Source organism: Cardiobacterium hominis, from assembly GCF_900637305.1.
Lineage (GTDB): Bacteria > Pseudomonadota > Gammaproteobacteria > Cardiobacteriales > Cardiobacteriaceae > Cardiobacterium > Cardiobacterium hominis.
The window spans coordinates 2,190,431-2,202,387 of record NZ_LR134365.1 but is presented as its reverse complement, the minus strand read 5'-3'; the positions used below and the strand labels follow the sequence as shown (position 1 = coordinate 2,202,387).

The 11,957-nt window shown below is 62.9% G+C and carries 18 protein-coding genes; all 18 read left to right on the top strand.

What is annotated here, in order from left to right:
• Positions 1-2: 2 nt before the first annotated feature.
• The 18 genes from EL199_RS10750 to EL199_RS10665 all read left to right on the top strand — a co-directional run bounded on the left by EL199_RS10750 (position 3) and on the right by EL199_RS10665 (position 11,957).
• Positions 3-620 carry a transglycosylase SLT domain-containing protein gene (locus tag EL199_RS10750; RefSeq protein ID WP_004141449.1) on the top strand — a complete coding sequence of 206 codons (618 nt, stop codon included), beginning with the start codon at positions 3-5 and terminating at the stop codon, positions 618-620.
• Positions 608-910, top strand: coding sequence for a hypothetical protein (locus tag EL199_RS10745; protein WP_004141451.1), 303 nt, complete (start codon positions 608-610; stop codon positions 908-910). Before EL199_RS10750 ends, EL199_RS10745 begins: the two co-directional genes overlap by 13 nt.
• Positions 907-1,170: an Rz1-like lysis system protein LysC gene (gene lysC / locus EL199_RS10740; protein ID WP_004141453.1), complete on the top strand. Its 264-nt coding sequence runs from the start codon at positions 907-909 to the stop codon at positions 1,168-1,170. Before EL199_RS10745 ends, lysC begins: the two co-directional genes overlap by 4 nt.
• A complete protein-coding gene (locus EL199_RS10735; RefSeq protein ID WP_004141455.1) occupies positions 1,140-1,352 on the top strand; it encodes a TraR/DksA C4-type zinc finger protein in 213 nt (70 codons plus the stop codon). Before lysC ends, EL199_RS10735 begins: the two co-directional genes overlap by 31 nt.
• A complete protein-coding gene (locus EL199_RS10730; RefSeq protein WP_004141457.1) occupies positions 1,339-1,689 on the top strand; it encodes a DUF2730 family protein in 351 nt (116 codons plus the stop codon). Before EL199_RS10735 ends, EL199_RS10730 begins: the two co-directional genes overlap by 14 nt.
• Positions 1,686-2,006: a VpaChn25_0724 family phage protein gene (locus EL199_RS10725; protein WP_004141459.1), complete on the top strand. Its 321-nt coding sequence runs from the start codon at positions 1,686-1,688 to the stop codon at positions 2,004-2,006. Before EL199_RS10730 ends, EL199_RS10725 begins: the two co-directional genes overlap by 4 nt.
• Entirely contained in the window at positions 2,006-2,545 is a 540-nt protein-coding gene (locus EL199_RS10720) for a DUF3486 family protein (RefSeq protein ID WP_004141461.1), read from the top strand. Before EL199_RS10725 ends, EL199_RS10720 begins: the two co-directional genes overlap by 1 nt.
• Before the next feature lies 1 nt (position 2,546).
• Positions 2,547-3,983, top strand: coding sequence for a terminase large subunit domain-containing protein (locus tag EL199_RS10715; protein ID WP_004141464.1), 1,437 nt, complete (start codon positions 2,547-2,549; stop codon positions 3,981-3,983).
• Positions 3,984-3,985: 2 nt separating this feature from the next.
• Positions 3,986-5,434, top strand: coding sequence for a DUF935 domain-containing protein (locus EL199_RS10710; protein WP_004141465.1), 1,449 nt, complete (start codon positions 3,986-3,988; stop codon positions 5,432-5,434).
• Positions 5,431-6,702, top strand: a complete 1,272-nt coding sequence (locus EL199_RS10705; protein ID WP_004141466.1) for a phage head morphogenesis protein — start codon at positions 5,431-5,433, stop codon at positions 6,700-6,702. The genes EL199_RS10710 and EL199_RS10705 overlap by 4 nt, the downstream gene beginning before the upstream one ends.
• A gap of 138 nt (positions 6,703-6,840) precedes the next feature.
• The gene (locus EL199_RS10700) at positions 6,841-7,293 is read left to right on the top strand and encodes a phage virion morphogenesis protein (protein WP_004141467.1); all 453 of its coding nucleotides are present in this window, start codon (positions 6,841-6,843) and stop codon (positions 7,291-7,293) included.
• Positions 7,294-7,541: 248 nt separating this feature from the next.
• Positions 7,542-8,513, top strand: a complete 972-nt coding sequence (locus EL199_RS10695; protein ID WP_040355469.1) for a hypothetical protein — start codon at positions 7,542-7,544, stop codon at positions 8,511-8,513.
• 3 nt (positions 8,514-8,516) lie between these two features.
• Positions 8,517-8,837, top strand: coding sequence for a capsid cement protein (locus tag EL199_RS10690; RefSeq protein ID WP_004141470.1), 321 nt, complete (start codon positions 8,517-8,519; stop codon positions 8,835-8,837).
• 9 nt (positions 8,838-8,846) lie between these two features.
• On the top strand, positions 8,847-9,794 hold the full coding sequence (locus EL199_RS10685; RefSeq protein ID WP_004141472.1) for a major capsid protein: 948 nt from the start codon (positions 8,847-8,849) through the stop codon (positions 9,792-9,794).
• Between the two features lie 12 nt (positions 9,795-9,806).
• On the top strand, positions 9,807-10,262 hold the full coding sequence (locus EL199_RS10680; protein ID WP_004141473.1) for a hypothetical protein: 456 nt from the start codon (positions 9,807-9,809) through the stop codon (positions 10,260-10,262).
• Complete coding sequence (locus EL199_RS10675) at positions 10,259-10,732, top strand: phage protein Gp36 family protein (RefSeq protein ID WP_004141475.1); 474 nt, start codon at positions 10,259-10,261, stop codon at positions 10,730-10,732. Before EL199_RS10680 ends, EL199_RS10675 begins: the two co-directional genes overlap by 4 nt.
• On the top strand, positions 10,732-11,205 hold the full coding sequence (locus EL199_RS10670; protein ID WP_004141476.1) for a phage tail terminator protein: 474 nt from the start codon (positions 10,732-10,734) through the stop codon (positions 11,203-11,205). Before EL199_RS10675 ends, EL199_RS10670 begins: the two co-directional genes overlap by 1 nt.
• A complete protein-coding gene (locus EL199_RS10665) occupies positions 11,202-11,957 on the top strand; it encodes a phage tail tube protein (protein WP_004141478.1) in 756 nt (251 codons plus the stop codon). Before EL199_RS10670 ends, EL199_RS10665 begins: the two co-directional genes overlap by 4 nt.

Below are 11,957 nucleotides of genomic sequence, written 5' to 3'. Positions count from 1 at the left end.
TCATGCGGCGCACCCTACAACTCCTCGCGTTTGTCGTCGCGGCGGTCGGTTGCCAATGGGCAACCGCCGCCGATGACTGGCAGACCCGCTCCCGCGTCTGGCAGCGCGACCTCGTCCGCGAAGCGCGCGCCGTCTGGGGCATTGACGCGCCTGTGCCGGTGATGGCCGGGCAAATCCATCAGGAGAGCCTGTGGCGCGCGCACGCCCGCTCTAAGTACGCATCCGGCCTCGCCCAATTTACGCCGGACACCGAGGCGTGGATTAAGACGGCCTATCCGCAGGCGCTTGCCGTCGGCAATGCCTTTGATCCGCGCTGGGCGATCCGTGCGCTCGTTACCTACGACCACCACCTCTATCAGCGCATCCGTGCAGCCAATGACTGCGAGCGCTGGGCGATGACGCTCTCGGCGTATAACGGCGGCCTCGGCTGGTTGCAACGTGACCAGCGCCTTGCCGCCCAGCGCGGCGCCGACCCGCTGCGCTGGTGGGGCAATGTCGAGCGCTACAGCCGCCGTGCCAAATGGGCGATTGCCGAGAACCGCGGCTACCCGCGCGCCATCATCTACCAGCATCAGGCGCTCTATCGCGATTGGGGCGGGGGGATGGTATGCGCACGCTGACCGCCGTCCTGATTGCCACGGGCATCATCGCCACCCTCGGCGGTTATATCCACCGCCTACGCGGACAGCTTGCGAGCGAGCAGGCGACGGTGGCAGCACTCACAGCCGCCAACAAGGCGCTTGCCGATGAGTACGCCGCCGCCGATGCGGCTTATCAGGCGTTAATCGCAACCACGTCGCAAATAGCGACGCAATACCGCCCCGCCATCCACCGCGTGCAACAAGCCCCGGCGCATGACGATGCCCCGGTGGCGCCGGTATTGCGGCAAGCGCTGGAGGATTTGCCATGAGAGCCATTGCCCTGCTGCTTGCCATCAGTCTCACCGCCTGCGCGCGCGACATCCCGCGCTACCACCCCATCGCCGTGCCGACCGGCCTCACCGCGCCGGTTGCCACCCCGGAAAAACCCGACCCGCAGCGCGCGACGCAGCGCGATGTCGCCCGCTACCTCATCGAGCAGCATCAGGCGCTCACCACCTGCAACGCGCGCCTTACGGTCATCCGCCAATGGAGCGAGCAATGGACGAGGCCGACCGCGCCGAAGCGCTAATCGAGGCGACCACTGCCAACGCGCTTGCCCGCATTCAGGCGGCGCAACAGCAGGCCGGACAGGCGGAGTGCGCGGATTGCGGCGAGCCCATACCCGCCGCACGTCGCGCCGCCAACCCCGCCGCCATCCGCTGCCGCGAATGCCAGGAAATCTACGAAAGGAGACACCGTGGGAAGCCCTAACATCCCGTTATGGAAGTTTATTTTTGACATTATCCAGACCACATTTACCGTCGGCATCACCATCTACGTCTGGATACTCTCGAAACACAAGGCGAATGCCAGCCGCATTGCCGCGCTGGAAGACAAGGCGACCGAAGAACTCGGCCAGGTCAAAAACCGCCTGACCGAACTGGAAACGCGCCTCGAGCACCTGCCGAACCGGGAAGCCATCGGCAACATCCACAAGCGCCTCGACCGGCAGGCGGAGACCCTGCACAAGATGGAGGGGGCGCTCGATGGTGTCAATGACACCAGCAAACTCATCCTCGAAGTGCTCTTGAAAGGAGACAAATCATGATGCAAGACGCCGTGCGCGCTTACCGCCGCCGCGCCATATTGAGCCTGCTTGAATACGACAGCGACTATCGCCTGTCGCTCGATATGCTCGACCTCTGCCTGGAACAAACCGGGCAGAACATCACCTACGACCAGCTGCAAACCGAAATCGCCTGGCTGGAGGAGCAGGGCTATATCAGCCGCAGCCATCCGTCGCCGAACCTGACGATGGTGACATTGACCGACCGCGGCCTTGAAATCGCGCGTGGCAAAGCGCGGGCGCATGGTATCCGTGACCTGCGCCCGTCCGAACTGCGCGACATTGAGGCGCGTCGCTGATGGCGGCAAACAGCATCAAGACGTTGCCGCCTGCGCTCTTGGAACAGTTGCAGGGCTGGCTGCGCGACCCGGCCATCACCCAGCTGGAGGCGACCGAGCGCTTAAACGCTGTTCTCGCCGAGCTGGGCGAAAAGCCGCGCAGCAAGAGCGCGGTCAACCGCTATGCGCTGAAAATGAGCGAGGTTGGCGCGAAAATCCAGCAATCGCGCGAGATTGCCGACATGTGGATTGCCCGCTTTGGTAACCAGCCACAAGGCAAGGTCGGGGCGCTTTTGAACGAGCTGGTGCGTAACCTCGCCTTTGAAACCGCGTTGCAATTATCGGAAGACGAAGAACCGGCACACCCCGGCCTCTTGAAAGACTTGGCGCAGGCGATAGAAAAGCTGGAGCGCGCATCCACCATCAACGACAAACGCCAGCGCGAAATCGAGCAGGCCGCCTTGGCGCGTGCCGCCGCCGACGTCGAAGCCACCGCCAAATCGCAAGGGCTATCCGATGAGGCGGTCGAACTCATCAAACAGCGTATTTTGGGGGGCTGAGATGGCTGGCGTCCTCCTGCCCTACCAAATGCAATGGATTAACGACCCAACCCCGGTGCGTGTCTACGAAAAATCGCGGCGTATCGGTATCAGCTGGTCCACCGCCGCCGAGGCGGCATTGGTAGCGGCGGCTGCCTCCGGCATGGACGTCTGGTACATCGGCTACAACAAGGACATGGCCGAAGAATTTATCCGCGACAGCGCCGACTGGATTGGCCATTACCAGCTGGTCGCCGAGGCGGTCAGCGAAGAAATCCTCAACGACGGCGACAAAGACATCCTCACCTTTGTCATCCGCTGCGCGTCGGGCTACCGCATCACCGCCTTATCGTCGCGCCCCTCCAACCTGCGCGGCAAACAGGGCTACGTCATCATCGACGAGGCTGCTTTCCACGAGCAGCTCAACGAGCTTTTGAAAGCGGCGATGGCGCTGCTCATGTGGGGCGGCAAGGTTGCCATCATCAGCACGCACGACGGCGTCGATAACCCCTTCAATCAGCTTTGTCAGGACATCCGCGCTGGGCGCAAACCCTATGCCCTGCACCGTACCACCTTCGACGAGGCGGTCGCACAAGGCCTCTACCAGCGCATTTGCCAAGTGCGCGGCATGGAGTGGACAGCGGCGGGGGAGGCGGCGTGGGTGGCGGGCATCTACGACCAATACGGCGCAGATGCCGATGAGGAGCTGCGCGTTATCCCCTCCAACAGCGGCGGCGCGGTGCTGTCACGCGGCTTGCTGGAGCTGCGTGCCGACCCCGTCCCCATCCTGCGCCTTGCCCAGCCCGACGGCTGGGCAGAATACCCGGCAGAGCTGCGCTCGGCCGATATCGCCGACTGGTGCGAGCGCGAATTGCGCCCGTTGCTGGCCACGCTAGACGGCACGCGCGAACACGTCTTTGGCATGGACTTCGCGCGGCACGGCGACCTCTCGGTACTGGTGCCGCTGCAAATCGCCGCCGATACCCGCCGCCATGTGCCGTTTGCGGTCGAGTTGCGCAACATCCCGCACGCGCAACAGCGGCAAATCGTCTATTACCTGCTCGACCGCCTGCCCCGCCTGACTGCGGCGTGGTTTGACGCAAGCGGCAACGGCGAGTACCTCGCCGAGGCCGCACACGACCGCTACGGCAACCGCGTCGCACAAATCAAACTCTCCAACGCCTGGTACAGCGAGCATATGCCGCCGCTGGTGGCAGCACTGGAAGATGACGCGCTACGCATCCCCAAAGACGCCGACATCATCGACGACCTGCGCGCGCTGGAGCGCATCGACGGCGTCATCAAACTGGGACGGCGCAGCGGCAAAGCGGGCGAGCGCCACGGCGACGCCGCCATCGCCCTCTGCCTCGCCTACGCCGCCAGCCGCAGCAATACCGCCCTGCCCGTAACCGTCGCCATTGAGGACGGCTACACCAAGCCTGCCTATCTGGATTACTAACTATGACCACACCCAACTCCAAAACCCTCGCCCGCCCAACTGCCGCGTCGCAAGAAGTCGCGGTAGAACGCAACCTCACCGAAATCGAACAGCTCGACACCCTGCTCACCCAACGCCTCGGCGGCGACCTCAACGGCTACCGCGACCTCTTGACCGACACCACCGTCAGCGGCGTCTGGGCGCAGCGGCAAACGGCGCTGACCAAACTGGAGCGGCAAGTCTTGCCGCACGACCCGGACAACGCCGCCGACGTCGAGGCAGCGGAATTTGTCGCCGCACAACTGCAACGCCTCAACTTTGACGCGGTGCTGAAAGCGATGCACTGGGGCGTGTTTTACGGCATGGCCGTCGGCGAAGTGATGTGGGGCATTGAGGACGGCAAAGTAGTGCTGGACAACGTCCTCGTCCGCGACCGGGGCAAATTCAAATACGACCTTGCGCGGCAGCTCATCTACACCGGCAACGGCGCCGATGAAGTGATGCCGCCGCGCAAATTCTGGACATTTTCCGCAGGCGGCGACACCACCGACAACCCCTACGGCCTGGGGCTGGCGCACTTCCTCTACTGGCCGGTGCTGTTCAAAAAATCCAACGTCAAATTCTGGCTGGTCGGCAACGAAAAGGCGGCGACATCCGTGCCGCATGGCCAGTACGACCCGCGCAGCCCCACCGCCGACGCCGACAAACAGCAACTGCTCGCTGCGCTCACCGCCATCAAGAACGCCGCCGCCACCGTCACCCCGCTCGGCGCCACCATTGAGCTGCTCAAGGGCGAGGCAGGCACCACCGACTACGCCAAACTGTGCGAATACATGGACGAGGCGATTGCGCTGGTAGTACTGGGACAGGTGATGACCTCGCAGGCGGTCGGCGGGCAATACAAGGCGGAAATACAGGACGAAGTCAAAGACGACATCGTCAAGGCCGATGCCGACCTGCTCTGCGCCTCCTTTAACGAGACGATAGCGGTATGGCTGACCGAATGGAACTTCCCCAACGCGCGACCGCCCAAACTGTGGCTGCGCACCGAAGAAACCAAAGACCTGCAAAAACTGGCCGACACCTACGCCAAAATTGCCGCGCTCGGCTACCGCCCGACCCAGGCACAACTGGAGCAGGACTTTGGCGGCGCGTGGGAGGCAATGCCCGCCGCCAGCGCCCTGCCGGAGGCGGCAGACGGCGAAGCCCACGATTTTGCCGAAAGTGCGCCGGCAGACACGCCGGACGACATGGGCAGCCGCCTCGCGCGCGACATTGCCCCACACGGCGAAGCATGGCTCGCGCAAATCAGCGCCGAACTGGCGTCATCTGAGACCCTGTTGCAATTCCGCGAACGCCTTGACGAACTGGCGGGCGCATTGCCGCTGGACGCATACGCCGACATCTTCGCCCGTGCCACCACCGCCGCCCATCTTGCTGGACGCCATGAAGCCAAGGGGGAAGGCGCATGAGCCTCGCGCACACGCAACTCCCCTTTGCCGAGCAGATTAACTATTTCCGGCGCAAGCTCGACCTGCCGACCGAGAGCTATGCCGACATCTACGGCGCCGAGCATGACCACGCCTTTGTTGTCGCCGGAGCCAACCGCCTCGACATGGTGGCCGATTTCCGCAAGGCGGTCGATAAAGCCATCGCCGACGGCACCACCCTGGAAGAATTTCGCCGCGACTTTGACGACATCGTCGCCAAATACGGCTGGCAGTACCACGGCGGGCGCGACTGGCGCAGCCGCATCATCTACGACACCAACCTGCACGCCAGCTACCAGGCGGGGCGTTACGAGCAGCAGCAGGAAATGAAACACCTGCGGCCATTTTGGGAATACCGCCACCGCGACGGGCAAAAACACCCGCGCCCCGAACACGAGGCGTGGAATGGCTTGGTGCTGCATTGCGATGATCCGTGGTGGCAGACGCATTACCCGGTGAACGCCTACGGCTGCAAATGCACCGTCTTTGCCCACAGCAAGCGCTCGCTGGAGCGGCGCGGGCTGAAAGTGGGCGAAGCGCCGGCCGTCGAGTGGCAACAGCAGCTCATCGGCAAAAACAGCAACAATCCGCGCGTGGTCAGCGTGCCGAAGGGCATTGACCCCGGCTTTGACCGTATCCCCGGCAAAAACGCCGGGCGCGAAGGCTTGCAGCGCCTCTTTGACAAGGCAAGCGCGGTGCCACCGAAACTGGCGACCCATGCCATGCAGCAGGTGCTTGATAACCCGCGAGCGCGGGCGCTGCTCACGCAAGAAATTACGAAGATGGTCGATACCGTTGCCAGCGAGATGGTGGCGCGTGGCGTAAGCAAATCCATCGGCGTCATTGCACCGGATATCCTTGCTGACCTCGCCGCCCGCAAACTTATGCCTGCAACCGCCGTCATCACCCTGCGCGACAAGGACATTCTCCATATCCTGCGCACCAGCAAAGCGGGGATGCATCTGCCCATCAATTTTTTGCACCACATCGCTGACCATCTGCAAGCCCCGCAGGCGGTGCTGCTGGATACCACGCAAAGCGAGCCCGCGCTGCTCTATGTATTTGACCTCGGCGGCAACAAGGGCAAGGTGGTGCTGAAATTAGGCTATGAGTCGCGCGTGAAAGATGCGGAGACGGGGGCAAAACAAAACGTATTGCTGAACATCCTGCGCAGCGGCGGTACGTTTGTTTGGGACGCCAAAGCCCAGCAGGGACTGGCGCATTACACCCTGATAAAAGGGAAATTGTGAACAAAAAAAGCACCCTCCCACGTCGGGAGAGTGCCGGGGCTGCGGTTTGCCTGATTCGAACAGGATCATGGTGGCGATCACCAACCTTTCCAGTAGGAAACCCCCGCAGCTGTCAGCCAAGTATAGCGCAAAACAACCATGCCAGCCCTAACCTTTGATGACCCGCGCGTTATCGCCTACCTCGAACGCCTCGCCGCTGCCGGTTTTTTGAACAAGGCGGTATTTACCGCTATCGGCGAGGAGCTGCTGCTCTCCACCGACGCACGTTTCGACAGCCAGACCGCCCCGGACGGCCGTCCGTGGGCGCCGCTCAATGCCGAGTATGCCGCCTGGAAGCGTGCCTTTCACGGGCACGACCGCATCCTCAAGCTGCGCGGCTATCTGCGCGACACCCTGCGCTATCAGGCGACCGACGTCTCCGTCGCCATCGGCAGCAACCGCGTCTATTCCGCCATCCATCAATTCGGCGGGCAGGCAGGGCGGGAGCACAAGGCCACTATCCCCGCGCGCCCCTACCTCGGCGTCTCTGACGACGACGTCGCCGCCATCCTTGAGATTATCGAGGACGCTTTCGCCGCGCGACAACCGTAACCCGTCTAAAACGCGATTTCCGCCCCTGCAAGCGATAAGCCAACCGCTTGCCCGCCTTAACCACCGAAACGCCCGCGAGGGCATTTAGCAAACGCCGTAAAAACCTCCGCGCCCGAATATTCCCCCTCCCCCCGTGGGGGAGGGCAGGGGTGGGGTTTGCCCGCATACCTCCGGGGTGGATAAACCACTCCCAAAAATCCCAAACCAGTCTAATCGTCGCCACCGCCGCGCGCGCGGACAATGGCGACATGAACAACATTGCTATCTTCCGCACCGGCCAGCACGCCGACAGCCACGGCAACGTCCTGGACGCCACCCCGGACTATCTGCGCGCCATCGCCGAGAGCTACCAGCCCGCCCTGCACGAAGCCCCCGCCGTTATCGGCCACCCTGCCGACAACGCGCCCGCCTACGGCTGGGTGCAATCGCTCAACTACAACGACGCCGACGGCGTCCTCTACGCCAACTTCAGCCAGGTGGATGAGGGTTTTGCCGGCCTGCTCAAGGCCGGCCGTTTTAAGAAGCGCTCCGCCTCCTTTTATCCGCCCGGTCATCCCAGCAACCCCATTCCCGACCGTCCCTATCTGCGCCACGTCGGCTTTCTCGGCGCGCAGCCGCCCGCCGTCAAGGGGTTGGCGGATTTTGCCGATGGTGATAACCCGCCGCCCACCTACGATTTTGACGAGCCAGAACCCACCCCAGCCCCCCCTCAACCGGAGAACACCCCGATGGACAAAACCGAACTCGAAACCAAAGAAGCCGAGCTGGCCGAGCGCGAAAAGGCGCTGGCCGCACGCGAGGCCGAACTGAAAAAACGCGAAGACGCGCTCGCCGCTGAAGAAGCGGCGCGCGAAGAAGCCGAAGCCGCCGACTTTGCCGAGGGCTTGGTCAAGGCTGGCAAGGTGCTGCCGGGCGAAAAGCCTGCCGTCATCGCCATCCTGCGCGGCATGGACAAGACCGCGACCTATGACTTTGCCGAAGGCGGCAAATTGACGCAAAAACCCGCCGCTGACAGCCTGCGCGCGCTCTTGCAACGCTTGCCGGTCACGGTCGATTTTGCCGAGCACACCGCCGCCGACCCCAATACCGCTGCCAAGCCGCAACTGCCGGGCGGAACCGATGACGACGCCGCCCGCGCCGCACTCGACGCCAAAATCCAGAGCTTTGCCGAGCAGCACGGCATCAGCTACGCCGAAGCCGCAGCACAAATTACGGAGTAACCCATGCCACAGCACACCATCCTTGCCAAAAAACTGACCCTCACCGCCGACGTCAAGGCCGGGCAAATCGTCAGCTGGAGCGGCGAGCCCGCCACCACCGGCAGCAAAGAGCCCGCAGGCGTCGCCCAGTACGACGGCAAGACGGGCGACACCATTGCCCTCACCGTCATCGGCCTTGAAGACGTCCCCGGCACCGGCCTCGCCGTTGGCGATGGCGTCAAGGCCAACGCAGGCGCCATCGAAAAAGCGGGCAGCGCCGCCGAAGCCTTTGCGACGGTGGTCGAAATCACCAGCCCGAAAACCGTCGAAATCCTCTTGAAATAAGGAGCCACCATGCCTCAATCCATCCGCAACGCGCTGCGCGTCGTCGATACCGTCCTCACCAAAGTCGTCCTCGGCTACAACCTTGAGCAGCAATTTACCGGCCAGCACCTCTTCCCGGACGTAAACGTGCCACTCATGGGCGGCAAAATTCTCAAATTCGGCAAGGAGGCGTATGTCGTGACCAACACGGTGCGCGCCCCCGGCGAAACCGTGCGCAACGTCAGCGTCGCCTACAGCAGCGAAAGCTACGCGCTGGAAAACCGCCTGCTCGAAGGCAAAGTCGCCGAAGAATTTTTGGAGGAGAGCGCCAAAGTGCCGGGCGTCAATCTACAAACCCGCGCGGTCAATACCGTCATGAAAAAAATGCGCCTCGAAGGCGAGGCGAACAAGGCAAAACTCGCCACCAGCGCGAGCGCCTATGCCACCGGCCACACCGAAGCGCTCTCCGGTAATGATCAATGGGACAACGCCGCCTCCAACCCGCTCGAAGCCATCAGCGACGCCAAAGCGAAAATCCGCAAAAGTACCGGCCAATATCCCAACGTCCTGCATCTGGACGTCTATGCCTACGAGGCACTCAAGCGTCACCCGAAAATCATCGAGCAATTCAAATACAGCGGCAAAGACAGCATCACCACCGCGATGCTCGCCAACTATTTTGACATCGAGAATCTGGTCGTCGCCAAGGCGGTCACCGTCGCTGACCCCAATGCCGATTTCACCGAGCTGTGGGGCAACAACACCATTTTGGCCTACGTCGCCCCGGCCGGCGCACGCAACATGGAGGAGCCGAGCTTTGGTTACAACTACGTGCTGCAAGGCCTACCGCGCGTCGAAAAAGGCTACTTCGAGAACAGCGACCGCTCCTGGCATTACCCGGTGCATTTCGCCGACCAAGCGGTAGTCACCAGCCCCGGCGCGGGATTCCTCTTCACCAACACCGCGGCCATCAAGTAAGGAGGCCGCGTGATGAAATACCGCCTCCGCTCTCCCATCCGCCACGGCGGCAAGCGCATCGAGCCGCCTGCCGTGGTAGAGCTGACATTGGTCGAGGCTGCGCCGCTACTCGCCGCAGGCGTTATCGAGCGCGCCGCCGACACTCCCGCACAAGGCTGGCTTGCCCTTGATGCGCAAACCATCGCCGACCTGCTCGCGCCGCTCGACCTCAAGCGAAAACCGGCGCTGAAAAAGGCGCTGGAGCTCTTGCGCGAGCAGGTGGAAGGCTCAACCACCGAGGACGGCATCGCCCTCGCCATCCGCGACGAAGACCTGACGCAGGCCGACCTTGACGCCGCCTGGGCGCTACTAACCGCTCCTGTCGCCGCCGCAGAAGCCTCCGCTGACCCGGTCGCAGAGGCAGGCGAAACCGCGCCCGCAGACGAAGTAGACACGCCGCCGGAAGGCGAAGCCGGGGCGCAGCCGTGAACTACTGCACTGCGCGTGACCTCATCGCCCACGCCAACCGCGCCAGCCTTATCACCCAGCTGGCGGGCAATGATTACGGCGCTTTGCCCGCGCCTGCGGCGACGCTCGATTATTTTGAGACGGGCAACGCCGCGCCCGGTTACGAGGACACCCTCGCCGCGCTCAAAGCGCGCACCGAGCAGGCAATCACGCTGGCATCGGGCGACATTGACGGCTATCTCGCACTCCTGCCCGGTCTGCAATTGCCGCCGCAAACCCTGCACGCCGCCTGCATGGATATGGCGCTCTTCCGCCTTTGCGAGCGGTTGGAGGAGGAGAGCGTCATCAAACAGCTCAACGACAGCCGCCACGCCTATTTCAACCGCTTGATTACCGGGCGCGCGGCAGTCAAAAACAACCCCGGCTATGGCAGCGCGCAGACCACCGCGCCCGCTGCCGTCTTTACCGACGAGCAACTGCGAGGTTACTGATGGCTGATTTATTTGCGCCGCGCAAAGCACTTACAGCGCACCTGCAAAAGCTGGTTGAGCGCGGCGTCCTGCGCTACGTCGGTCAGCACCACGAACTGGAGCAGGTACTGGACAACCAGCCTGCGCAGCACCTGGGCGCTTACGTCGCCTTCGACAAATACAGCGACGTGTCGGTGCAGGGGCGCAACCACAAAATGACGCAGCACTACACCGTCATCCTCGCCGTGCAGAACAACCGCCCGGCACGCAGCGGCGCAGGCGCGGGCATGGACGAGGCAGGTGAAGTACTCGCCGCCATCATGAGCCACGTCGAGGGGCTGCGCGTTGACGAGGGCGCGCTCAACACCACCCCCGGCTACGGCAAACGCTTCACCCTCACGGCTGCTGACAGCGCCTTTTACCGCTCCGGCTGGGCGTTTTACCCCCTTTCCTTCGCCATTGACGTTATCCATCTCAACCAGGACACCCCATGAGCAACCTCAACAGCATCACCAACGACCGCGGCTTTATCGGCACCGGCAACCCCTATTTCATCCCGGAGGGCGACGATTCCGCGGCCTTCTACCTCGGCAACCCGCTCTCCGTAAAAATAGCGCTCTCCTCCGAAACCAAAACCCGCATCAGTCATCGCAAACACGACAGCGGCGCGGTGCTGGACAGCATCACCATACCCAAACCGGCAGAGGTCACCTTTGAAACGGATACCTTCCAACCGCTGACATGGGGCATGGCGATGATGGGCAAGGCGGCAACGCAGACCAGCACCGTACAAACCATCGCCGACGAGCCCGCCAAGGCGCGCCTTGACGGCTACCACGCCCTGAAAAACCACGACATCGACCCGGCAACCATTGAGGTCAAAAAAGGCGGCGCCGCCATCCCGGCGGGCAAATACGAGCTCAACGCCGAAATCGGCATGCTCAAAATCACCGACGAAACCGCAGCAGCGGAAGGCGACGACCTCACCGTCAGCTACAAAACGCTGGCCACCACCCGCACCGTCATCGATGGCGCGCGCGTCACCAGCTTCAAGGGCAAAATCATCCTTGACGGCCGCGACGAGGTCACGAAAAAACGCGCCAAACTCATCATCCCCTCGGTCACCTTGGCGGTCGATGGCGACTTTGACTGGTTCTCCGACGACTTCAACAAGGTGACGATGAAAGGTACGGCGGCGGTCGGCAAAAACGGCGAAGCGCCCTACACCGTCGAGCTCTACAACTAA

Excerpts from the sequence above, each read along its gene's own strand:
- EL199_RS10750 (WP_004141449.1), top strand. The coding sequence starts at position 3 with ATGCGGCGCACCCTACAACTCCTCGCGTTTGTCGTCGCGGCGGTCGGT.
- EL199_RS10745 (WP_004141451.1), top strand. The coding sequence starts at position 608 with ATGCGCACGCTGACCGCCGTCCTGATTGCCACGGGCATCATCGCCACC.
- lysC (WP_004141453.1), top strand. The coding sequence starts at position 907 with ATGAGAGCCATTGCCCTGCTGCTTGCCATCAGTCTCACCGCCTGCGCG.
- EL199_RS10735 (WP_004141455.1), top strand. The coding sequence starts at position 1,140 with ATGGACGAGGCCGACCGCGCCGAAGCGCTAATCGAGGCGACCACTGCC.
- EL199_RS10725 (WP_004141459.1), top strand. The coding sequence starts at position 1,686 with ATGATGCAAGACGCCGTGCGCGCTTACCGCCGCCGCGCCATATTGAGC.
- EL199_RS10720 (WP_004141461.1), top strand. The coding sequence starts at position 2,006 with ATGGCGGCAAACAGCATCAAGACGTTGCCGCCTGCGCTCTTGGAACAG.
- EL199_RS10715 (WP_004141464.1), top strand. The coding sequence starts at position 2,547 with ATGGCTGGCGTCCTCCTGCCCTACCAAATGCAATGGATTAACGACCCA.
- EL199_RS10710 (WP_004141465.1), top strand. The coding sequence starts at position 3,986 with ATGACCACACCCAACTCCAAAACCCTCGCCCGCCCAACTGCCGCGTCG.
- EL199_RS10705 (WP_004141466.1), top strand. The coding sequence starts at position 5,431 with ATGAGCCTCGCGCACACGCAACTCCCCTTTGCCGAGCAGATTAACTAT.
- EL199_RS10700 (WP_004141467.1), top strand. The coding sequence starts at position 6,841 with ATGCCAGCCCTAACCTTTGATGACCCGCGCGTTATCGCCTACCTCGAA.
- EL199_RS10695 (WP_040355469.1), top strand. The coding sequence starts at position 7,542 with ATGAACAACATTGCTATCTTCCGCACCGGCCAGCACGCCGACAGCCAC.
- EL199_RS10690 (WP_004141470.1), top strand. The coding sequence starts at position 8,517 with ATGCCACAGCACACCATCCTTGCCAAAAAACTGACCCTCACCGCCGAC.
- EL199_RS10685 (WP_004141472.1), top strand. The coding sequence starts at position 8,847 with ATGCCTCAATCCATCCGCAACGCGCTGCGCGTCGTCGATACCGTCCTC.
- EL199_RS10680 (WP_004141473.1), top strand. The coding sequence starts at position 9,807 with ATGAAATACCGCCTCCGCTCTCCCATCCGCCACGGCGGCAAGCGCATC.
- EL199_RS10670 (WP_004141476.1), top strand. The coding sequence starts at position 10,732 with ATGGCTGATTTATTTGCGCCGCGCAAAGCACTTACAGCGCACCTGCAA.
- EL199_RS10665 (WP_004141478.1), top strand. The coding sequence starts at position 11,202 with ATGAGCAACCTCAACAGCATCACCAACGACCGCGGCTTTATCGGCACC.